Annotated in this window: 19 protein-coding genes and 1 pseudogene; 15 read left to right on the top strand and 5 right to left on the bottom strand. The window is 58.0% G+C overall.

From position 1 onward, the window contains the following. A pseudogene (locus H621_RS0118290) lies at positions 1-267 on the bottom strand (transposase); the annotation flags it as partial. An 86-nt stretch (positions 268-353) separates the two neighbouring features. On the opposite strand from H621_RS0118290, the gene H621_RS28525 reads away from it, so the two are divergent. After that, positions 354-839, top strand: a complete 486-nt coding sequence (locus tag H621_RS28525; protein ID WP_156905627.1) for a hypothetical protein — start codon at positions 354-356, stop codon at positions 837-839. 411 nt (positions 840-1250) lie between these two features. On the opposite strand, the gene H621_RS0118285 is transcribed toward H621_RS28525, so the two are convergent. After that, the gene (locus tag H621_RS0118285) at positions 1251-1868 is read right to left on the bottom strand and encodes a TetR/AcrR family transcriptional regulator (protein WP_028944782.1); all 618 of its coding nucleotides are present in this window, start codon (positions 1866-1868) and stop codon (positions 1251-1253) included. 234 nt (positions 1869-2102) lie between these two features. Here H621_RS0118285 and H621_RS0118280 point away from each other — a divergent pair, with 234 nt between their 5' ends. The 6 genes from H621_RS0118280 (at position 2103) to H621_RS0118255 (ending at position 8659) form a co-directional block, all read left to right on the top strand. Further along, complete coding sequence (locus tag H621_RS0118280; protein ID WP_028944781.1) at positions 2103-2969, top strand: fumarylacetoacetate hydrolase family protein; 867 nt, start codon at positions 2103-2105, stop codon at positions 2967-2969. 171 nt (positions 2970-3140) lie between these two features. Next, positions 3141-4139 (top strand): 2,4,5-trihydroxytoluene oxygenase, encoded by a 999-nt coding sequence (locus H621_RS0118275; RefSeq protein WP_028944780.1) that lies wholly within the window; start codon positions 3141-3143, stop codon positions 4137-4139. Positions 4140-4160: 21 nt separating this feature from the next. Beyond that, positions 4161-4772: a malonic semialdehyde reductase gene (locus tag H621_RS0118270; RefSeq protein WP_028944779.1), complete on the top strand. Its 612-nt coding sequence runs from the start codon at positions 4161-4163 to the stop codon at positions 4770-4772. Positions 4773-4899: 127 nt separating this feature from the next. Next, on the top strand, positions 4900-6138 hold the full coding sequence (locus tag H621_RS0118265) for an MFS transporter (RefSeq protein ID WP_028944778.1): 1239 nt from the start codon (positions 4900-4902) through the stop codon (positions 6136-6138). 77 nt (positions 6139-6215) lie between these two features. Then, complete coding sequence (locus H621_RS0118260; protein ID WP_028944777.1) at positions 6216-7718, top strand: CoA-acylating methylmalonate-semialdehyde dehydrogenase; 1503 nt, start codon at positions 6216-6218, stop codon at positions 7716-7718. Between the two features lie 86 nt (positions 7719-7804). Continuing rightward, on the top strand, positions 7805-8659 hold the full coding sequence (locus H621_RS0118255; protein ID WP_028944776.1) for a hypothetical protein: 855 nt from the start codon (positions 7805-7807) through the stop codon (positions 8657-8659). Between the two features lie 110 nt (positions 8660-8769). On the opposite strand, the gene H621_RS27245 is transcribed toward H621_RS0118255, so the two are convergent. Both H621_RS27245 and H621_RS0118240 read right to left on the bottom strand, forming a co-directional pair. Beyond that, positions 8770-9576, bottom strand: a complete 807-nt coding sequence (locus H621_RS27245; RefSeq protein WP_245219094.1) for a quinone oxidoreductase family protein — start codon at positions 9574-9576, stop codon at positions 8770-8772. Positions 9577-9896: 320 nt separating this feature from the next. Continuing rightward, positions 9897-10808 (bottom strand): site-specific integrase, encoded by a 912-nt coding sequence (locus H621_RS0118240; protein WP_028944775.1) that lies wholly within the window; start codon positions 10806-10808, stop codon positions 9897-9899. A gap of 170 nt (positions 10809-10978) precedes the next feature. Between H621_RS0118240 and H621_RS28180 the strand changes: the two genes are divergently transcribed. After that, positions 10979-11956, top strand: a complete 978-nt coding sequence (locus tag H621_RS28180; protein WP_084167989.1) for a DNA-binding protein — start codon at positions 10979-10981, stop codon at positions 11954-11956. An 869-nt stretch (positions 11957-12825) separates the two neighbouring features. Here H621_RS28180 and H621_RS0118220 read toward each other — a convergent pair. Further along, on the bottom strand, positions 12826-13086 hold the full coding sequence (locus H621_RS0118220; RefSeq protein WP_028944772.1) for a hypothetical protein: 261 nt from the start codon (positions 13084-13086) through the stop codon (positions 12826-12828). Between the two features lie 128 nt (positions 13087-13214). Between H621_RS0118220 and H621_RS27240 the strand changes: the two genes are divergently transcribed. From H621_RS27240 to H621_RS0118185, 7 genes are all read left to right on the top strand, one after another. Then, positions 13215-14564: an EAL domain-containing response regulator gene (locus H621_RS27240; protein WP_051270605.1), complete on the top strand. Its 1350-nt coding sequence runs from the start codon at positions 13215-13217 to the stop codon at positions 14562-14564. Positions 14565-14708: 144 nt separating this feature from the next. Beyond that, positions 14709-15428 (top strand): fimbria/pilus outer membrane usher protein, encoded by a 720-nt coding sequence (locus H621_RS27775; protein ID WP_028944771.1) that lies wholly within the window; start codon positions 14709-14711, stop codon positions 15426-15428. Next, positions 15416-16204, top strand: a complete 789-nt coding sequence (locus H621_RS27235; RefSeq protein ID WP_051270602.1) for a DUF1120 domain-containing protein — start codon at positions 15416-15418, stop codon at positions 16202-16204. Before H621_RS27775 ends, H621_RS27235 begins: the two co-directional genes overlap by 13 nt. Before the next feature lie 180 nt (positions 16205-16384). Next, positions 16385-17011 carry a response regulator transcription factor gene (locus tag H621_RS0118200; RefSeq protein ID WP_028944770.1) on the top strand — a complete coding sequence of 209 codons (627 nt, stop codon included), beginning with the start codon at positions 16385-16387 and terminating at the stop codon, positions 17009-17011. 10 nt (positions 17012-17021) lie between these two features. Next, positions 17022-20627 (top strand): transporter substrate-binding domain-containing protein, encoded by a 3606-nt coding sequence (locus H621_RS0118195; RefSeq protein ID WP_028944769.1) that lies wholly within the window; start codon positions 17022-17024, stop codon positions 20625-20627. A gap of 303 nt (positions 20628-20930) precedes the next feature. Next, entirely contained in the window at positions 20931-21644 is a 714-nt protein-coding gene (locus H621_RS0118190) for a response regulator transcription factor (protein ID WP_028944768.1), read from the top strand. A 35-nt stretch (positions 21645-21679) separates the two neighbouring features. Next, a complete protein-coding gene (locus H621_RS0118185) occupies positions 21680-21985 on the top strand; it encodes a hypothetical protein (protein WP_028944767.1) in 306 nt (101 codons plus the stop codon). The last annotated feature ends 108 nt before the right edge of the window (positions 21986-22093 follow it).

Below are 22093 nucleotides of genomic sequence, written 5' to 3'. Positions count from 1 at the left end.
CTTGGCAAAGTACGCGGCGGCCTTTTTTAAGATGTCTCGCTCCTCCGTCACCCGTTTTAGCTCAGCACGTAGACGGCGAAGCTCAGCACTCTGATCGTCCTCTTGGACACGCTGCTCCTGGGGTTTGGTGTAACGCTTAATCCAGGCATACAGGCTGTGCACGGACACACCCAATCGCGCAGCCACCTCCGAGACAGGAAGCTGCTTTTCGGTCACTTGGTTGACCGCCTGGATTTTGAATTCTTCGGGATAACGCTGGTTGCTCATGGCACCTCCTAATGGGCCTCATTTTAAGGCTTGGAGGTGTCTACGAAACTAGGGGCGATTCATCGTTTTAATCGAGGTTTCAGAGCGTGTTTGTTTCAGATCCGCAGGAAGAGGTCATCACTCTTATAGGCAAGGTCGACCCAAGCTACAAAAGCTGGCCTAGAGTTGATACCAGCGAGATATTCTTCCACGTGCACACTAAACAGCGAGGGGAATCGAAGCGGACCTTCGGCGTAGTACTGCTCGCGACACCGCGAGCGCTTTTGGATTTTCTGGAATGCTGTGAACGGGATGTGCAAATACGAATTGAGCAAATTTTTATCTCAACCCCTCCTCACGCTAACCGGTCTAGGCACTGGCGTACCGAAGCACTCATCAAACTTGAGGTCGGCTTCGATGAAAATGAAGTGCCAAACTCGATCATCTACCACACGATTGATGAAACCTACTATGAGGATCGTGTGTACGGAAGGCGTAAAGACCAGGGTCAACCAACCTTGAAAACAGTATACAATGCGCGTTCTAGACGCTCGCCTACCCAAGGAAAAAACAAACAATCGTTAGTCATCTAACCAGCGACGTTAGAATAGAGAACACCGAGGTTTCCTAAGCCGTCGCGAACAGATTTTGCAAGTTGCTACGCAAGTGCTGGGAAAGCGCATGCTGGCTGAGTCTTGGCTCATTTAGCCAGCGCTTGGACTAGACCACCGCATGCCGTGCAGCGTGCTGGTCACTCAATCAGAATACGTGCAAGTGAGGGGTTTTCTGCATCGCCTCGAGCACGGTGTCTATATCTGAGAGAAGATTAAATGCAGACCTCGTTCATTTAGTCCAAGTGTGGCGATCAGAAATTTTGAGGCCATCATTATTACTAGGCTGGCTCTGGTCGATTTCAACCTCAGAATACTGTTCACATACATGGACTGAACGTGTGGATCGAGATGTTGCGGCCTGAAGATCCTTCCATGCACATGACGTTACTGTCATAACTTTAACCCACTGAGAAAGATGACGATGGCCTCTTCAATGCGATGCTGTTGTTCATCTTGGGGCGGTGTTTGCATAAGGCCAAGGAGGCAGCGCAATTGGAAGTCGCCAGTCAGCGCATCGAGAAACAGTACGGCACGGGTTTGCGCATCGCCCGCCTGCACGATTCCGGCCTTCTCGGCCCACTCGAAGTATTCGCGCAAGCAACTATAGGCGGCTCCCGGTGCGGCTTCGAAAAATGCACGGGCCGCTTCCGGTGCTCGCAATGCCTCGGCTACGATCAACCGATGCATGGCTATTGTCCGCGGCGAAAGAATTACTCCAAGGAACGTTTCGGCTATTGTGCGCAATGCTTCCGGAAGCGGTTTGCGGCTGAGGTCCATATGCGTGAGCGGGTTTACGATCTGCTCGCATAGGCGGGCGATAATCGCCGCAAATAAGCCATCCTTGTCGCCAAAGTAGGCATATACGGTACGTTTGGACCCACCGATGCGAGCGATGATTGCATCCATGCTCACCCCGGCATACCCCTCTTCCAGGAACATTTCCGTCGCCGTTGCGAGAATCCCCTCCCTCTTTTCGGCTTGCCGCTTACTTTCCAACCGCTCGCTCAAGAAGCACCTCTTCCTTTCGATTCGACTTCGTTCCGCGCATAGCCTACATGCCCCGCGGGAGGCGTTCCACATGCGCAACACAATCGCATATCAACCCTGATTTTTTATTCTAAATACGTCTTATCGGCGCCATTGACATGGGGAAATGACAATGGGAATCTTCGAACAGCAAAAGGGTACGGTACGGTACCGTTCACATAATCCTTGAAGAATAATAACAGCGAGGTATGGATCATGCGTTTTGTCAGTTTTGCCGAGGGTGCTATCAACGGACTGGCCGTGGACACCCCAAACGGCCTGCGTGGCCTCACCGAAAATCTGCCTGGCTATCCGGGCTCACTGTTCGAGCTGCTGGGACGCGGCGCCCAGGCCCTGCAACACGCGCACCGCCAGCTAAGCGAAGCGCCTCTGCTCGACGCTTCCCTTATCCGCTATCTACCGCCGATCGAGCGACCGGGTAAAATCGTCTGTGTCGGCCTGAACTACGCGGATCACACCAAAGAAAGTCCCTACGAGCAGCCGGACTACCCCACCTTCTTCCCCCGCTTCTCCACGACCCTAATTGGCCACGGCGAAGCCATTGTGCGCCCGCTGGCTTCCGAGCAACTGGATTACGAAGGCGAACTGGCGGTGATCATCGGCAAGCGCGGCCGCCACATATCCCGGGAACATGCCTTGGCGCATGTTGCCGGGTACTCCATCTTCAACGAAGCCTCGGTGCGCGATTACCAGTTCAAGTCTCCGCAATGGACCATTGGCAAGAACTTCGATGCTACCGGCGCTTTCGGCCCGGCCTTCGTCAGCGCTGATGAACTGCCGGCCGGCGCCCGTGGCCTGGCGCTGACCACACGCCTGAACGGCAAGGTCGAACAGCAAGGCAACACCGCCGACATGGTCTTTGATGTCGCGCAACTCATCGCTGTGCTCAGTGAAGCCGTCACCCTCGAACCTGGCGATGTCATCGTCACCGGAACCCCGGCCGGTATCGGCTGGGCTCGTCGCCCAATGCTGTTCATGCAGCCTGGTGATGTCTGCACCGTGGAGATCGAAGGCCTGGGTACCTTGAGCAATTCGATCGCCGCCGAGACGCCGACCGCCTGAGACGGCGCCCTGCTCATTAGTCGAAAACCCGTTCGCCTTTAACAGGCGGGAGCGATCCCGGCTGCCTGCGCCCGGACCGATTTAGGTTCGCGCAGGCGGCTGCCTGGAAAACGCACCCGCGTCAGCGAATGCCCAAACCCATCGTCGGCCCTGGGCTGAGGAGACGCAGCCATGCTGCACATCAAAGACATCAACCACGTGGTCTACCGGCATGCCGATATCGACCTGCTTGAACGCTTCCTGCTCGATTTCGGCCTGACTGTAAGCCATCGGACCGAACAACGTCTTTACCTGCGCGGCACCGGTACGCTGCCATATGTCTACATCGCCGAGCGCGCCGACACACCGTCTCTGGGTGCCATCGCTTTTGCCGTTGAATCCTTTGCCGACCTGCACGTTGCCGAACGCTTGCCAGGTGCTTCAGCAATCCAGGCGCTGAAGCACCCCGGCGGTGGTCATTGCGTGGTGTTACAGGATCCATCCGGACGGCGCATTGAACTGGTGCACGGTATCCAGCCGGTCGAAGCACTGGCGCAACGCTCGGCGCTGGTACTCAATTCGGCGGTTGAGAAACGCCGCTTTGGCGACGTACAACGGCCCGGCAAGGGACCGGCAAAGGTCATGCGTCTGGGGCATGTCGCCATCGGCGTCGCCGACATGCCCAGCATGATCGGCTGGTACCGCAACGTGCTGGGCATGCTGCCCTCCGACCTGATCGTCGAAGGTGACGAGCAGGATTGCCCATCGGCTGCGTTCCTGCGCCTGAACCGCGGCAGCAACTGGACCGACCACCACACCATTGCGCTTTTCCAGGCCAATCGTGACGTGGTTCATCATGCCTCATTCGAGGTACAGGATTTCGATGCCCAGTGTCTGGGCCACGAGTGGATGGACGACCAGGGCTGGACGCCATTTTGGGGTGTCGGGCGCCATGTACTCGGCAGCCAGATATTCGATTACTGGCGCGACCCGTCGGGCAACCTCATCGAACACTTCACCGACGGCGATCTGTTCAATCACACCTCCCCGATGAACTGCACCCAGGCCTGTGACTCCAGTCTTTACCAGTGGGGCCCGCCCATGTCGGTGGAGTACTTCCTCGGTGGCAGCAATGAAAGCCAAACCGTCACCCCGCGTTCGCTGGTTGAGCGCCGGCGCCACACCCGCTGACCGCTACAGGAGCCCAGCGCAATGAAAGAAACATTGTCCAACCAAGGACTCGACCTGCTGTTTCGCGATGCCCGCAGCCAGAACGGATGGCTCGACAAAGCCGTCGACGACGACACCTTGCGCGCCATCTACGACCTGGTGCGCTGGGGCCCGACCAGTACCAACGGTTGCCCGGCGCGCATCGTCTTCCTGCGTAGCGCCGAGGCCAAGGCGCGCCTGCTGCCCTCACTGGCGGCGGGCAACGTAGATAAAACCCTGCAGGCGCCGGTGACGGCGATTATCGGTTACGACGCCAACTTTCATGAGCAGCTCCCGCGGCTGTTTCCGCACAACCCTGGCATGCGCGATTGGTACGCCGCGCAGCCACATGTGATCGATTCAGCCGCACTGCGCAACAGTTCACTGCAGGGCGGCTACTTCATTCTCGCCGCGCGGGCACTGGGTCTAGATTGTGGGCCAATGTCCGGCTTCGACCACAAGCGCGTCGACGCCGAATTCTTCGCAGGCAGCACCCGCTTCCCCGGCCAGCAAGTGAAAACCAATTTCCTCTGCAACCTCGGCTATGGCGACCCCTCGAAACTGTTCCCGCGCAGCCCGCGCCTGAGCTTCGAAGAGAGCTGTGCCTTGCTGTAGAGACTCCGAACTGCCGAACGCCAAGCGCGCAACGCCGTACACAACAAAAACAAGGAGAAAACCATGCGGCACAACCACCCGACCTTCCCTTCCACATATCGGCTCAATCGCTGACGGAGACGCAACCATGCAGAACATTTCGAAATGGCATGTGCTCGTCGGCGGTTTCCTTGCCTATCTGTTCGACGCGATGGAAATCATCCTGCTGACCATCGCCTTGCCGGTGATCCAGCAGGACTTGGCGCTGTCCATAGGCCAGGCCGGCATGCTCGCCTCGGCGACATTGCTGGGCATCGGTTTCAGCAGCATCACCACCGGCTGGTACTCGGACAATTTTGGCCGGCGCAAGGCGCTTTTACTCTCGTTGGTGAGCTTTGGCGCACTGACCATGGCCGTGGCATCCACCCATAACTGGTACTTGCTACTGCTGTTGCGCTTTTTCTCGGGCCTGGGCCTGGGTGGCGTGTGGGGCATTGTCTCGGCCTATATCGCCGAGACCTGGCCTGTACACCAACGCGCCCGGGCCACCGGTTTCGTACTCAGTTCGTTTCCGGTGGGCGCGGCAATCGCGGCGATGGCTGGCAAGGCATTCCTGCCGGACTGGCAGCTGCTGTTCCTTGCAGCGGGCATCTCGACACTTATTCCTGTGCTCTACCTTTGGCTATTCGTACCAGAGTCACCTGAATGGAAAGCCCAGAAAGCTATCGCTGCGACCTGCACGGATGTACCCATTAATGCCTCGGTTCGTGAAATTTTCGCTCCAAGCCTGCTGCGCGTGACACTGCTAGGTACTGCTGCGGCAAGCTGTTCGGTGATCGGCTTCTGGGGCGCCAGCACCTGGCTACCAACCTATCTGGTACACGAGCGTGGGTTGGCAATCGGCATGATGGCGCATTTCATGACCATCCTGAATATTGGTGCGTTCATCGGCATCAACGCCTTCGGGCTGTTTGCTGACCGCATCGGCAAGCGCAATGCCACATTGCTGTCGCTCTTGGGCAGCTCAGTGATGCTGGCGATCTACGCACTTACCACCGACAACCAGGTACTGTTCTGGCTAGGCCCGGTGTACGCCTTCTTCTATGCCTTTGCCAGCCTGTTCGCTTCCTATTTCAGTACCCTCTATCCCGTGCGTGTACGTACCATCGGTGCCGGTTTTTGCTTCAACTTCGGTCGCGGCCTTGCCGCCTTCGCACCACTGCTGCTCAGCGGTATAGCCATCCACCACAGCCTGGCGCTCGGCTTGCTGGTCTGCGCCGGATTCTTCGCCGCCGGCATGCTGATCATGTTCTTCATGCCCCATGCCGAAGCACCATTGGACCACCCCGCAAACCCGTTGAAACCGGCGCAATCCGCCACTTCCTGAATACCCGTCACTACATCGCAGCCTCGCTACCCGGCATTTGACCTGCCGGATCGGGACTGCTCGCCTGGAGAAAACCGATGATTACCTTACAGCACTACATCAATGGCCAACGCCGCGAAAGCCGCAGTGGGCGCTTCAACGAAGTACGCAACCCGGCCACAGGACAGTTGAGCGCGCGGGTTGCGCTGGCCAGCGCCGAGGAGCTGAACGAAGCGGTTGCCGCCGCCAAGGCCGCCTTCCCGGCATGGTCGGCAACCACGCCGCTGCGTCGCGCTCGGGTCCTGAGCCGCTTCAAAGAGTTGCTGGAACAGAATGCCGAACGACTCGCTGCGATTATCAGCGCTGAACACGGCAAGGTGCATTCCGATGCCATGGGCGAGGTCGTGCGCGGCCTGGAGGTGGTGGAGTTCGCCTGCGGCGCCCCGCACCTGCTCAAGGGCGAAGTTACCGAAAATATTGGTAGTCACATCGACTCGCACGCGATGCGCCAGGCACTTGGTGTAGTCGCCGGGATTACCCCGTTCAACTTCCCGGCGATGGTCGCCCTGTGGATGTTCCCGGTGGCCCTGGCCTGCGGTAATACCTTTGTCCTCAAACCGTCCGAGCGCGATCCGTCAGCGGCGTTGCTGCTTGCCGAACTGCTGTCCGAGGCCGGCTTGCCCGACGGTGTATTCAACGTGGTCAACGGTGACAAGGAGGCAGTCGACGCCATCCTTGCGCACCCGGACGTGCAAGCGGTCAGCTTCGTCGGCTCCACGCCCATTGCCCGGTACATCTATGCCACTGGCGCGGCCAATGGCAAGCGTGTGCAGGCGCTCGGCGGCGCGAAAAACCATATGGTGGTGATGCCAGACGCCGACCTCGACAAGGCTGTCGACGCCTTGATGGGCGCGGCCTATGGCGCCGCGGGTGAACGCTGCATGGCGATCTCGGTTGCTGTCGCGGTGGGCGATGAGACCGCCGATGCATTGATCGAGCGCCTCGCACCGCGAGTACGCGCACTGCAGATAGGTCCCGGCACCGACCCGCAGGCAGAAATGGGTCCGTTGATCAGTCGCGAACACCTGGAGCGCGTACGTGGCTATGTCGCCAGCGGGGTCGAGGAAGGCGCGACGCTGGTGGTAGACGGCCGCGATTTTCGCATGCAACAACCCGGCTACGAGAACGGTTTCTACCTCGGCGGTAGCCTGTTCGACGACGTTGCCTCTCACATGCGTATCTATCAGGAGGAGATTTTTGGCCCCGTGCTCGGTGTGGTCAGGGTTCAGAGCTACCAGGAGGCGGTGGCCCTGATCAATGCACACCAGTACGCCAACGGCACCGCCATCTTCACGCGCGATGGCGATTCGGCACGCATGTTCGGTCACGAGATCCAGGTCGGCATGGTCGGCATCAACGTGCCCATCCCGGTGCCCATGGCCTTCCACAGCTTCGGCGGCTGGAAAAACTCGCTGTTCGGTGACCACCACATGCACGGCCCTGAAGGCGTGCGTTTCTACACCCGCCTCAAGACCATCACCTCGCGCTGGATGAGTGGCATCCGCACTGGCGCCGACTTTGTCATGCCGACCATGAAGTGAACTTCGGGCGGTACTCGACCGCCCTTCCCTCCCGCCGCCTGCACGCAAACCCCGCGCAGGTGGCAAACAACCGGAAACGCACCTAGATGAACGCAAAACAATTACAAGAGCGCATTTGCAAGGTACTGACCGCACTTACCCTGAGCAGCACGGCCGTTGCTGCCAATGCCGCGCAATGGAGCGACACTTTCGTCGGCTTTCGCTACGGTGAGCATTACAGCGAGCCGCCGGTGGACAAGAAGATCCAGAAGGAGATCTACCAGCTCGGCCACAACAGCGGCAACGAATGGGGCATGAATTTCTTCAATCTGGACGTGCTCAAGTCCGACAGCAATGATCCAAAGAAAGACAGCGACTCAGGTGCCGTCGAGGCGTACCTGGTCTATCGCCACCAGCTGTTCCTGAGCAAGGTGTTCGATCGTTCCCTGCGCTACGGCCCGATCAAGGACATCGCGCTGACCGGCGGTGTCGAACTGAACTACAAGAACAACGACTTCTCCACCCGCAAACGTCAACTGCTGGTAGGCCCTACGCTTAAATTCGATGTACCCGGTTATCTGGACCTGAGCCTGTTGTATTCCATGGAATGGAATCACTGCGGCCTGCCCGCGTGTAAAACCGAGAACATCGAGTTCGACCCCTATTACGTGGTGCATCTGGCCTGGGGCTATCCCTTCCAGCTTGGCGAGGTACCGCTCAAGTTTCACGGATTTGCCAGTTACAAAACCGCGAAGGGCAAGGACTATTTCGACGACGATACGGGGGAGGAAAGCCTGATACGCGGCGCATTGATGGTCGATGTCGGCAAGCTGGCATGGGGTACCCAGAACAAGTTCTGGGTCGGTCCTGGGTATGAATGGTGGCACCATAAGTACGGTGCGATGCATAAACCGGGCGTCAATACCCATGCCCCGACACTGCATATGGAGTGGCATTTCTAAGCGCTGCGAGGAGTTTAGCTAAAGAGTGTCGGGGGACCTATAACGGCCCCCTGACACGACTTGGCGTCAGCTAGCGAACGTACTCTCTTGAACCTGTCGAGATGACGCGCCTACATCGTAAACACTATGCGTTCACCCGATCCGCTATGCCAGGCCGACTCGACCTCGCTCAAGGAAACAACCTGAGCATCGACCTTCAGTCCTTGCGGACCAACAGCGTGCAGCAACTGGCCCACAACTTTCACCAGGTCTTCGTTAGAAACACTACCCAGGCCGCTGCCGAGCATTTCCAGACCAGAGCTACGCAATACACCAGCGCTCATTGGCAGGCTTGCTCCTGCCAGCGCACCGATGTTCACGAAGCGTAGACGCGGTGCCGATTCGCCTTTTGCATGGCCAGCCACTGCATCGAGGATGCAGGACGCAGGCGGCCCCCAAAGATAATCGAGAACGATGTCAGTTCCAGTACCGTGAATTTCTTCACGCAGTGCGGTAGTCAACTGATCGGCAGGTTGATCGAGGCGTATGAATGCATCGGCGCCCAGATCGCGTAGCTCTTGCTCCACAGCCGGATTTCGCGCGGTAGCGACTACCCGCGAGGCGCCCAAATGCTTCGCCACCTGAATGGCCAAACGACCTGAGGTGCCAGCGGCGCCATTAATGAGTACGCGCTCGCCGGGCTGGAAGTGTGCGCGTTCCTGTAGCGCAGCCCAGGACGACATTCCCGGATTCGCAATGGCTGCAGCAGTGATGTTATCGACTGTGTCGGGAACCGGCACGCAATAGCTTGCATTCACCGCTACCGTTTGTGCCATTGCTCCTATCGGTGCACGAGGAAAGGCGAAATACACTCGCGTTCCGTCTTCCAGCATACCGACGCCGTCGGCTCCCGGCACCACAGGCAGGGATTTGCCCACGAAGGTAATCCCGGGACGGGGCTCGCCCAATTCGCTGCACAACAACAATAAGAGGCAGGTATGTCGAAGAAGGTGCTGGCTTGTTCGCAGGCCCCCTGCAAGCTGGCACGCAGTCCATGTTGTGGTCGCTCGTGACCATTCCATTGTTCGGTCTCGCCGCTGGCCAGGCCCTGCGCAACTTCTTCGCTATCGGTCGGGGCGAAGCGTTGGTCAACGAATAGCAAAAACATACGCCGATCATCGAACATCCGGCTTCGGTCAAGCGCTTGCGTCACTAAGCCAGAAACGCGAGATAGTTGATACCGCAGCAGCAAGGGGAATCAGCGGCGTGCCCACTCTCCGAACGGCGCGTCCGCCTCGATGTAGCGGGCAGCAGATTGCACGTCGCGCCAGCCGACATAGTCCATCAGTGCTTTGTTACTCCACTGGTTGCGGCTGGCCCAGGTAGCGAAGCCGCGCCGCAAGGAATGTCCACTGTACGACGAATTCGGCGCCCCGCTGCGGGCAAAGGCCTGGCGTAACACGCGGGAAATACTGTTGGCATTGAGCGCTTGTTCACCCACGTGTCCCCAACGATCTATCGCGCGGAACGCGGGCCCTCGTTGCAAACCACTGACAGCCAACCAATGCTCATACGCCACCACCGGACAGAGCCGCTTCAGCGCTGGCATAGTCAGGATTCGTCCACGATTGCCACGGTCGGTTTTACTGCTGGCCAGATAAATCTCCAGCCCCTCCTCCCCATTGAGTTTGATGTGTTCGACTTGCAGCCGGCACAGTTCGTCACCGCGAAACGCCCGCCAGAATCCCAGCAGGATCAGCGCTCGATCCCGCGCGGCGCGCAAACGTAGGGTCGGCTTAGTGCTCATCAGCTCCACTTCGAGTCCGCCGACACAGGTTTCCAGATCCTGTATCGCCAGGACTGCCGCCTGCTGCACCGGCTGGGGATGCTTCGCCTGGATGCCACGCAGCGTATCTCGCACCCGAGCAGCTTTGGTTGGGTCAGCGAAACCATGCTGGCTGTGCCACTGCGCCAGTGCGGCCAGGTGAGTGCGCAGCGTACTGCTTGAAAGCAATGCACCGTATGCCGCGAGGTAACGCACGATGCTCTCGCTGGAGGCCGGCAGCAGCCCACCCCACTCGCCTTCGAAGTGGTCTATCGCCTGGGCGTAGCGACGCTGGGTGCTGGCCCGGCGGGCCGCCTGCAGATAACGCTCGGCCGAATCGCTCACCTACCCTCCTGCGTACTGCAACTGCGGGCTGTTTAACGAAAAACGCCTATGACGTTCGAGAAATCAGGCTTCTCAAACGTCAGTTTGTCTGATTATTTTGACAGAATCAGGCGTCTGTACACGTGTACTTCCATACTGGTTGAACAGTACGAAAAAGTCGGAGCAGACACATGGCCCGCGCCGGTATCAACAAAGCCCTCGTGCAGCGCGCACGTGACGCCCTACTCGCCCGCGACCTGGCGCCCAGCATCGAGGCGGTGCGCGCAGAACTTGGCCACACGGGTTCGAAGACCACTATCCTTCGCTACCTGCGTGAACTCGACGTGGCGGAACCGCACCCGCCGCAGGTGAATCTGTCGGAAGAGTTGCAGGCGCTCCTGCAGAGTCTAGCTGAGCGTTTGGCCGACGAAGCGCAGGCGACGGTCGCCGGTGAGCGCGCCCGTTTGGAACGCCAACAAGCGACCTATCAACAGCAGCGCGCCGTCGATACGGCGCGCCACGAGCAGCTGCAGATTGCGCATGCGGCGGAAGTAGCGGCACATCAGCAGCTTCGCCTTCGTGAACAGCGACTGCTTGACCAGCTGCAACTGGCGGAGGGTGAGCGACAGCGTCTTGAGGAAGCCTGCCGGCAACAGTTGCAACTCCTCGAAGAGCGTGCGACGACGATCCAATCGTTCGAGGCCAAACACCAGCAGGCGCGCGAATCGCTGGAGCACTTTCGCCAACAGCAGCAGTTGCAACGCCAAGAGGAACTACAACGTCATGATCAGCAGCTCGGTCAACTGCAAGCCGAGGTGCGGGGACTGCGTGAACAACTCGCCGTCCGTCAAGAAGAGCTGACGCAGCTCTACCGAGACTTGGAGCGTTCTACCAGTACGCAGAGCTACCAACATCAACAACTCCGTCAACTCGAGCGTGAGTTGAACTCCGCGCAACAGCAATTGGCCGCCGAGACGGTTCTCGTAAACCTAGCGCATCAGCAGGGGGAAAAAATGGCGAGTGAGATAACCCAGCTGCGAGAGAAGTCCAAGTATTACCTACTCGCACACCGCCATGATCTGCGCCTCCTACGTCTCCAAGCGCAACAACTGGCACGCCTGCAAGGTTCACTTGAACCAGGATCGCATGACAATTCAACCCCTCAATGAGAGGCCGAATCATCCACCACGTTTGGAGATCCAAGCGCATTACCAGGCCGGCCATCACCAGGCGCGCGTCACCCGGCGACGTTGTTCGGGAGCACCAAGGCGAATACCTCGCCGTCATACCGGGCAGGCAGGTCCGCTGGCCGGAATTCGGCTGTCGGGAGTATGCCCGTGCAAACATTCAAGAATATCTGCAATAAAATGTGTAGAAACCTGTTACGACCCGCCTGTGGGAAAGCGATGAAAGGCCCGTTCCTGTTGAGGTAAAGTGGCTGGCAATGTGTGCAAAAAAATGTGCATAACTGCACATCCGTCATCAGGATTTGCTCGCGGCGTCCGATGAGGCATAAAAGGACAATTTGAGAGAATTTCCCGTGTACCCATGTGGCGCCAAGTCGCTATATTAAAGATGGCAGGGCCAACGGCTGATTCACGCTCAGGCCAAGCAACTGACCCGCTTGCAGGCTTTCATGCAAATTGCCCAGGCAGATCCACCGCCACCCTCAAAGCAGATGCCCCGCGATTAAGGCGTGCGAGTAACACGCATATTTGGCTAGGTTTCAGGTGAACTCCGCGCTGCTCAACGGTCGGTGGGTAGCCGACGCAGCCGCCCACGCGACCGCCCTACTCTACCGCCCTCATTTCGGTAGGATTTCTGCGCAAGGTGCCCTGCCGCATCACTGTCGCTCCGCCATTGCTCGTCTTCTACTGTCGGCAACAACTGCATCGCTTTCTTCTTCGCGCTTGCCGTCTCTGTGGCCGATTGCGGGGACGGCTGTGCATTGAGGCATTCATAAGCCATCACCGCACGGTGCTGACACCGCTGAGAATACCCGGCAAGCTGCGCAGGTAAGGTCTCAGGCCCTACAGCTTCATCCCGGAACGCTAATGACCGTGCTCGCCAGCTTGGCCAATGTGCCCCTGACACGCATATGAATCGCCCCTGGTTTCGTAGACACGTGAACACTGTTTTTATTCAGCACAGAGGGATAAAGTTCAGCGCTCAGAATGCTGCCAATATTGGCGTAATAGTTGCCCGCCTTTTCGGCAATTTCCTCGTTGGATAGTCTCAAGGCAACCTGGTCTTCATTGAGCCTTAATAGTGCATTTATTAGCTGTATTTTATCCGTCACAACGACTCCTGATTTGGGCTCAACGCTAAAATGGCGCCATTGTATTGCGCCCTTAGCGTCGCACTATAAGATCGGTCTTAAATAATGTTCTGGCCATTGAAATAAATACCTATATACGGTGGGCCTGAATGCTGTTTGAGACAGGTCTTATAGCGAAGTTCTCTCACCCTGTTATTATCAGGCGACCGTTTGTGCCGAGCTACCCTATGTCGAATGTTAAGCCACGAGTTTTAGTTATTGATCATCGGTGTGAACGTGTAATCGACCTGTTGAGGCAGGCTGGTTGCCAGCAGGTGCGCACGGCATCCAGCGGGATCGAAGCGTTAAAAATACTGAAACAAGAGAATATAGACATCCTCATCTGCAACCCTCGCATGAGTGCAATTGACATCCTGGACTTTCTTCATGATGTTGCATTGACCAGCAACGTAAAAGCGCTGATTTTCATGGGGGAGCTTGCACCTGATATCAGGCGTTCTTTTCGGCAACTGTCCGCGATGATGGGGTTGCAAGTACTCGCTGAGCTTGATAAACGGCTCGATGCTCAGGCGCTGAAGAGGCTGTTTGAGCACTATATCAATACTCGCTTTGCTCCCCCTCCACGCCTTACAGTGGACCAGCAGCCCACTCGGCAGGCGGTGTATCACGCGTTGTCCGAAGAACAGTTCGATGCCTACTTTCAGCCAAGGTTCAACTTGAGCAATGGTCAGGTTCATTGCGTTGAAGTGCGCGCTCGCTGGAACCATCCGACCCTGGGTATTATTGCGCCCTCAACGTTTCTACCCATGTTGGATTGTATGGAGTTGAGGGATAGCCTCTTGACGACGCTACTCCAGCAAAGTCTTAAATTGCAGAAAAAAGCTCTAAAACAGGGCTGCCCACTGAATGTTTCCTTGAGGGTCGAAGGCGCGCAACTGAGCCAAAGAAGCTTCCCCCACCGGGTCAAGGCACTACTGGCCGAACATGACGTCCCGGGCTGCAATTTGACGCTGGAGCTAAGCGAGCGCAATGCTCTTCACTTGTCGGTTGCCACGCTTGAGAATTTGATTCGCCTACGCATGCTGGGCTGTCGCTTGGCGATCGATGATTTTGGCTCGAGCTACTCATCACTGATGCGCCTATGCCATATGCCATTCAATGAGATCAAGCTCGACAAGACCTTTGTGCAGAATCTGCCCGATGACAGCCACTGTGGGGCGGCCATTGCCAGCACGCTGACACTAGGCAACAGCCTGGGGATGTTGGTGATATGCAAGGGCGTGGAAACCGAAGCGCAGCGTCAGGCCCTGGTAACCCTGGGTGCCACCATCGGCCTAGGTGACTTTGCCGCCAAGCCGATGCCAGCGACCGAGTTACTGCACTGGCTGGAGCGTCAATCTTCCAGCAAGGCTGATTGTCCCTGCATTGCCGGTCGCTATCGGAACGAGCCTGCGGGTGAGCAATCACCCACTTGCGCGTACTGCACATGCATGAAGTAGCGCTACTTTAGGCCGAGTCTCATATATGCCTCGTCGGATTTAGTTCAGCCTTTTCGCAGGTTCATTTCTGCACGTTAGCGCTTGAAATGACCGCGTAGTGTTTTACCGCGTTTGTGCTTCTTCCACTTGAGAGAGAAACCTTACGTGCTCGATGTCGAGCACGTGCGCAATGTTGAGGGGGCGTTCAATACCCCGGTGGTGAGCGCCAGGTGGACGGGCGGGTTGGGCGGCAAATCGTCGATAAGTACCGGGGCGCTGGCGTCCAGTGACTATGGTTCCGCTGGCGTCAGCCTTGGGCATGCGCCCTGGGACAGGGCGCAGAGCCGTGTCGACCTGGTGGGTACACGTGCGCCGCGCGAAGGGGCCAAGGGCACGCAGGCACGTCTGAGCCTGTCGCAAGGCCTGGGGGACAGTTGGTCGGTCAATGGCGCCATCCCCCATCAGACCCAGGGCTACCGTGAGCTCCAGGAAGCCACGTTGCCGCCGAGCGAGGATGCCATGCGCACGCGTAACCGCAACCAGCTCGATGCAGGCCTTGGTTGGTCACATCCATCGTTGGGCAGCTTCAATGCTAACTACTTGGAGGGGACTATGTTCAATGGCGAGAAGAGCAGCCGCGTCGGGGTTTCCTGGGGTACCAGTTTCAAAGGGGCATCGATTTCAGTAACGGCCGATCGCGGCATAGGCGGCGCAGACAATACCGGCAATTCGGTGTACGCCAGTATCAGTTTTCCCTTGAGGGAGCGCCGTCGCTTGGCTAAAGGCGCAGGCCGCCTGCGGCTGGGCGATCTGGGCAGCTACCAGATCCAATCCAGGTTGGCAGCGCATTGCTTGACGGTGCGCAAGTGGATATGGGCCTGGTGACGGCACCCGAGGAGGTGCCTTCGCAGATCGAGAGCCGTTTGCTGTGGGGGGCTGATAAAGGCATCGTTCCAGTTCAGTCAGGGCAAGTTGCTCAAGGGCGAACCCTTCAGGTGCAGTTGGAGGTGACGACCTGGACTCAGGAAGAGGCATTGCGCGTACGCGATGAAACGGTCTGGGAAGATACCGGTGTGTTCGAGTTGACCCGTTCGGGCATAAGCCGGGAACTCAACCTGCGAACCGCGGCCTTACCGGCCTCGTGCGTACCCACGCTGACCGGCGGCGGTGAAGTCAACTTTGGAACGCGCACGGCGCAACAACTGAGCCAAACGAGCGACACGCCGCTGTCACCGCGCACCGTTGAATTGAACATCCACTGCGATGCACCGGCACGTTTTGCCCTGCATACCGTGGATAGCCGCAACGGCAGCGCCTCCGGCAGCAGCGACAGCGATTCTGGACTGGGGATGGACAGCGCCGGGAATCGAATCGGCCGGTTTTCCGTCAGCGTCGATGCCGTCCAGGCCGATGCATTTGGCAGTGCTTTCATGACCCAGTCGACGACCGCCGGCAGTACCTGGTCTGCAGCACGGGTTAGCGCCACGTTGATCAGTAAAAACGCCTGGCTGGGATTCAGTGATCGCGATGGCAGCACCGATGGGCTAGAGGCGTTGGAGCAGCTCAGAGCAACGTTGACTGTCTTGCCTATCGTTGTGCTGGAACTGAACGAAGCCGTGGAGCTCGATGGATCGGCAACTATCGAGATCCGTTATATTTAAGTGCGTGCAGCGACAGGGTTGGGATTGAACGTCGGTCAATCGCCAACACCGAGCGCCGTACTGGCGCTACGCTTGTCGACGTAATAGCAGGACTTGGTCTTGAGCGGTTATCGATCCGCCAGCCAATGCGAATAATGATAAACGACCAGGCGCACAGCGTCGGCAAGTAATGGAGTACGTATGCATAAAGCGATTGTTGTCGATGATCACCCGTTCATTCGCGCCAGCGTGAAGATGGTGCTGCAACAGGAAAACTTTGACGTTGTCGCAGAGACCGATAACGGAGCCGACGCTGTACAACTGGCACGTACCCACGTGCCCGCATTGATTGTGCTGGATATCGGTATTCCACGGCTGGATGGCTTGCAGGTCATTGCGCGCATTGCTGCGCAGGGGTTACCGAGCAAGACCCTGGTACTGACTGCGCAACCGGCCAGTTACTTTTCAACGCGCTGCATGAATGCCGGCGCCTCGGGCTATGTCTCCAAGATGGACGACCTCAATGACCTGAGCAAGGCCATCCATGTAGTGATGTCGGGTTATAACTATTTTCCCAATCTGTCGGTGGCGTCCGTGCGCCGAAGTGACAACGAGGCAAGTGAAGACGAGCGCATTGCTACGTTGTCCGATCGGGAGTTGATGGTGCTGCAGCAACTGGCGCGGGGTGTGAGCAACAAGGACATCAGTGACGATATGATGCTCAGTACCAAGACCATCAGCACGTACAAGGTGCGCCTGATAGGCAAGCTCGGTGTTGCATCGGTGGTGGACCTGGCGGATTTCGCCAAACGCCATCATTTGATCTGAACCTGCCCTGATGAGCACACTCATGCGCAACGTGCTGGCCGGTCTTGTAATGCTGTTGCTGTTGGGCAGCACCCTTGCCGCCCAGGCACAGCCTGAACCGTTGGCGCTGCTCGGGCGCTCACAGGCAGAAGCGCTCAGCCTGCCGCTGAGGGAAGCTGACCGCCGATGGTTATGGAACAAACGCACGCTGCGTTTGGGAACCTCGGTGCCGGATTATCCCCCCTTCGATATCACCGCCAACGCCAAGGACTACCAAGGCATCACTGCCGATATGGCGGCATTGATTGCCGAGCTGTTGAACCTGCGCGTGGACGTCGTGCGTTACCCCTCTCGCCAACAGGCGATCGCGGCCCTGCGCAACGGTGAGATCGATGTGCTGGGCAGTGCCAATATCTACGATGTGCGCGATGCCGACCTGGTGTTGAGCCAGGCCTATGCCGATGATCTACCCACGCTGGTTACCCGCATCGGCGAGTCGCAGGACAGCAATGCTGACCTTGCCGGCAAACGTCTGGCAATGGCCTATCACTACCTGCCTACCGATACCGTGCAGCGGGTCTATCCGGACGCTTCGTTGCAGGTCTACCCGTCAACCATCAGTGCCCTGGGCGCTGTGGCGTTCGGCCAGGCCGATGTATTTCTGGGTAATTTGCTGGGGGCCAATTACCTGGTCAACAACAGCTATTTGAACAATGTCGAGCTGGCCAATTTCGCCTCACTGGAGCCTGGCAGCTTCGGCTTTGCAGTTCGCCAGGCCGATAGCACCCTATTGCGTCTGATCAACATGGCGTTATCTGGCATCGATGCCGATCAGCGCGGTCTGATCATGCGCCGCTGGGGGGCTGACGCCCTGGGCATGCGCGGGCAGCTCAAGCTGCAGTTCTCCGAGGCGGAGCAGCAATGGTTACAGGCACACCCAAAAGTTAGGGTGCTATTCATCGAAGGCTTCATGCCGTTCACGTTCCTGGATGACGCCGGACAGTTTCGTGGTATCGCTGCGGATGTGCTGAATACCATCAGCTTTCGCACCGGGTTGACGTTCGATGTGAAGGCCAGCGCCTCACTGGCCGATGCTTCAGATAAAGTGGCCCGCGGTGAAGCCGATATGCTCGCTGCGCTGACACCCAGCCAGGCACGGGAAAAAGAATTCAACTTTTCCAGGGCATACTTCACCAATGCATTTGTGCTGATCAGCCGAGACCAGCCGCAAGCCCCCAATACCCTGGAGGACCTGAGCGGCAAACGCCTTGCCGTCATCCAGGGCAATGCGCTGGACAGCTACCTGTCGCTCAACTATCCGCACATCACGCAGGTGGCGTCAAAGGATGCCCTGGATGCCATGGCCATGGTGGCCCGTGGTGAGGTCGATGCTGCCGTGAACAGCTTGATCAGCGCCCGCTACATGATTTCCAGGCAATACCGGGGCAAACTGCGTATCACCGCTACCGTCGGCAACATCCCCGGGCACATGGCGTTTGCGGTAAGTCCCAAGGAGAAAGAGCTGCACAGCATCCTCGACAAGGCCATGCTGAGCATCCCTCCCGACGAACTGGACGTGCTGACCAACCGCTGGCGACGCGAAGTGGTGGTCGCGGACAACTACTGGGAAACCTACCGTTCGGTCATAGTCCAAGGCGGGACGGTGGTGGCGATTCTGCTGTTGGCTGCATTTCTCTGGATCAGTTTGTTGCGCCGGCAGATACGCCGACGCGAGCAGGCCGAACGCGCCCTGACCGACCAGATCGAGTTCATGCGGGTGCTGGTCGACGGCACACCGAACCCTATCTATGTGCGTGACCGCGATGCCCGCCTGCTGCTCTGTAATGCGTCTTACCTGAATGTGTTTGGGGTCAACCAGGAGGCGGTCATCGGCAAGCGCGTGACGGAAGCCCCCTTGACCACCTCTGAGGAGGGCGAGGCTTACGAGGCCTTGTATTTTCAGGTGATGCACAGTGGCCAGCCCCTGGTGCGGGACAATCGGTTGACCTTGGCCAATGGCGAAGTGCTGACGATTTTCCACTGGATGCTGCCGTATCGTCGTGGTGACGGCGAAATGGCCGGAATCATTGCTGGCTGGATCGACATCAGTGAACGTCAGCGGCTATTGCAGAGCGCCGATGATGCCAGCCGGGCGAAGACGCAGTTTCTGGCGACAATGAGCCATGAAATCCGCACGCCGCTCAATGCAGTGATCGGCATGCTCGAATTGGCCTTGAAAAAGGCGGAGCAAAACATACTTGACCGGCTTGCCATCGAGGTCGCCTCTGGCGCTGCCAAACACCTGCTGGAATTGATCGGTGACATTCTGGACATCGCCCGCATCGAGTCCGGGCGCATGACCCTGACCCCGGAACGGGCCAATCTACATACCCTAGTGCAGTCGGTGGTGCGGGTATTCGAGGGGCAGGCTCGGGACAAGCATATCGATCTGAGCGTCGAACTGGATGAACAAGCCGACTGCGATGTACTGATAGATCCGCTTCGCTTCAAGCAGGTGCTGTCAAATTTGCTGAGTAACGCCATCAAGTTTACCGATAAGGGGGGCGTCGCTATCTCCTTGACCGTCCATACTCCGGTGCAAGCTCAGGACATGACCCTGGAAATTCGCGTGATCGATTCAGGCGTCGGTATTCCCAAAGACGATATCCAAGGGCTGTTCGCACCCTTCGTTCAGGCCAGCAACAACCACCAGCACGCCCGTAGCGGTTCGGGGCTGGGCCTGGTCATCAGTCGTTCGCTTTGCGAGAAGATGGGCGCCAGCCTGACCCTCGACAGCCTCTTGGGTGTAGGTACCGAAGCGAAGATCACCCTGACGCTGAAGCGTCTGGCACCGTTGGCGACCCAGGCAGCGTTGACGCACCTGCCGGAAACCGGTCTGGTACAGCGCGTTCTGGTAGTTGACGATTACCCCGCCAACCGCATGGTGCTGTCCCAGCAATTGGCGTTCCTGGGGCATCAGGTGGTTGAGGCTGTTGACGGCAAGCAAGGTCTGGCGCTGTGGAGCAAGCACCACTTCGACGTGGTGATCACGGACTGCCATATGCCGGTGATGAATGGCTACGAAATGGCCCGTCTGATACGCGCTAAAGAGCGCCAGCAACGCATTCCAGCGTGTTTGCTGCTGGGCTTTACCGCCAATGCCATGGCGGATGAGCTGGCACGCTGCCAGGCTGCCGGTATGGATGACTGTCTGTTCAAGCCCACCAGCCTTGCCGAGCTGGCGCGTCGCCTGGGTGCCGTTCAAGGCTTCGAGTCGACTCCCGATGTTCAGGTTGAGCAGGTATTGGCAATGTTTGACCTGAGCACCCTAGAGCAACTCGCTGTCGGCAATCATGAGAAGGTACTCAGCCTGCTGGGCGAGTTGATTCAGAGCCTGCACGATGACGTACAAGAACTTGACCTGTTGCTGGCCAACGGTGACAGCCGAGGGTTGGCCAACTTGGCGCATCGCGTCAGGGGCGGGGCGCGGATCATCAAGGCGCATCATTTGATCAGTTGTTGCCAGGCTCTGGAGCAATCCGCCATGCAAGACGCTGCAGCCGATCTGCAGGTTTGCGCTGCACCGTTGCGTGAAGCCATTGCGCACCTGGTGGAAGCACTGGAGAACCATCACTAGGCAGGATGAGCAAGGACGCTGAAGGTGTTCTTGGTCGCCCCGGCTTCAGAAACGCCCTACAACAATGAAGGATTTGCCCGACGTCAATGCCGGGCCTCCTCCTACAGAATGCCCGCCATGACTGAGTGGCGAGCACTGTTCTGCCAGACGTTTCGATGACTTGATCCACTGCTTCAGGTTGCGATGCGGATCGGCTCACCACGTTTCTTCAGCGTAACCCTCTTCTACTGTTGTGCGGCTGCAGAGTGTGCTTTGCACGGTGAACAGGGCAGCGCTGCTATTGACTCAAAGGAGCTCCGAACGATGAAGTGGTCTGATCAAGCCCCACTGCGCGTCGCTTTGCTGGACGATCACGCGATCATTCGCAATGGATTCAAGCACTATCTGGAGCAAGAACGGGATATCGAGGTTGTCGCCGTGTATTCCGGCAGCAGGGAGCTGCTGGCAGACGCAGGCGCAACCCAGATTGATGTGTTGGTCATGGACTACTCAATGCGGCAGAACGAGCTCGATGGCCTGAACCTTATACGCATGTTGCGTATTCGACTGCCGACCGTGCGTATTCTGGTTTTTTCATCGATGGAATCGCTGGCGATTATTGGCTTGTGCCTGAAGACAGGTGCGCGTGGCTTTATCGGTAAATCCGAGCCCGTCGAAGAATTGCTCCATGCCATTCGGCATGTCGCTCGGGAGAAAATCTACTTGAGCAGAGACAATGCCCTTGAGTTGGGCCATTCATCCACTCGCTATACCGAGGGTGTGGAGGACCCGGGCGAAGCGGATATCTGCGCAAGCAAGTCACCCGACACGTCCGAGCTCGTCAACCACGTCTCACTGTCGCCACGCGAGCAAGAAGTATTGCGATGTAGCCTTGAAGGGCTCTCTGTGTCGCAGATCGGCCGTAAATTCAACCGCAGCCGTAAAACTATCAGCGCCCAGAAGCAGTCGGCCTTTCGCAAACTGGGTGTGCGCTCCGATATGGAACTGTTCAAAATCAGAGGCGTGCTCAACGCTTGAACCACGTACTTGAAGACCCCGTTGGGAGACAATTGATGACGACTGTTCAAAGCACCCGCGCTGCCATCCCTGGCGATGGCGACGAGTTCGACATTCTCAATGTCTGCTATTTCGGCAAGCCTCTACAGGTGTCGCTGTGCTTCAACCTGCTGAAGTTGCAGGACTGCCATCCGCCACTCACGGCTACCCGCCATATGCGCTATATCCCACATATCGGGGTGGTCGGGCACGAGGTTGTGCAGGCATTGAAGGGGGCCGCTGCCGGTGACTCGGTGGTGCTGTTGTGCGGTGACACGCAGGTGTATGCCCGTGTGCGCAGCTTCCTGCAGCAGGCCGTGTGAGGCCTGTGGTCTGTGCGAAAACCACACAGGTGTTGTGCCGGCGCCACTGTGTTCGCGCCGGTAGTGCGAGCTTAACATTTCCTTGCTCACACACTTGATCAAGGAAAT

This window comes from Pseudomonas vranovensis DSM 16006, assembly GCF_000425805.1.
Lineage (GTDB): Bacteria > Pseudomonadota > Gammaproteobacteria > Pseudomonadales > Pseudomonadaceae > Aquipseudomonas > Aquipseudomonas vranovensis.
Note: the sequence above shows the minus strand (reverse complement) of the source record. Positions and strands in the feature narration are given on the sequence as shown.

Excerpts from the sequence above, each read along its gene's own strand:
- H621_RS0118280 (WP_028944781.1), top strand. The coding sequence starts at position 2,103 with ATGCGTTTTGTCAGTTTTGCCGAGGGTGCTATCAACGGACTGGCCGTG.
- H621_RS0118275 (WP_028944780.1), top strand. The coding sequence starts at position 3,141 with ATGCTGCACATCAAAGACATCAACCACGTGGTCTACCGGCATGCCGAT.
- H621_RS0118270 (WP_028944779.1), top strand. The coding sequence starts at position 4,161 with ATGAAAGAAACATTGTCCAACCAAGGACTCGACCTGCTGTTTCGCGAT.
- H621_RS0118265 (WP_028944778.1), top strand. The coding sequence starts at position 4,900 with ATGCAGAACATTTCGAAATGGCATGTGCTCGTCGGCGGTTTCCTTGCC.
- H621_RS0118260 (WP_028944777.1), top strand. The coding sequence starts at position 6,216 with ATGATTACCTTACAGCACTACATCAATGGCCAACGCCGCGAAAGCCGC.
- H621_RS0118255 (WP_028944776.1), top strand. The coding sequence starts at position 7,805 with ATGAACGCAAAACAATTACAAGAGCGCATTTGCAAGGTACTGACCGCA.
- H621_RS28180 (WP_084167989.1), top strand. The coding sequence starts at position 10,979 with ATGGCCCGCGCCGGTATCAACAAAGCCCTCGTGCAGCGCGCACGTGAC.
- H621_RS27240 (WP_051270605.1), top strand. The coding sequence starts at position 13,215 with ATGCTGTTTGAGACAGGTCTTATAGCGAAGTTCTCTCACCCTGTTATT.
- H621_RS27235 (WP_051270602.1), top strand. The coding sequence starts at position 15,416 with ATGGGCCTGGTGACGGCACCCGAGGAGGTGCCTTCGCAGATCGAGAGC.
- H621_RS0118200 (WP_028944770.1), top strand. The coding sequence starts at position 16,385 with ATGCATAAAGCGATTGTTGTCGATGATCACCCGTTCATTCGCGCCAGC.
- H621_RS0118195 (WP_028944769.1), top strand. The coding sequence starts at position 17,022 with ATGAGCACACTCATGCGCAACGTGCTGGCCGGTCTTGTAATGCTGTTG.
- H621_RS0118190 (WP_028944768.1), top strand. The coding sequence starts at position 20,931 with ATGAAGTGGTCTGATCAAGCCCCACTGCGCGTCGCTTTGCTGGACGAT.
- H621_RS0118185 (WP_028944767.1), top strand. The coding sequence starts at position 21,680 with ATGACGACTGTTCAAAGCACCCGCGCTGCCATCCCTGGCGATGGCGAC.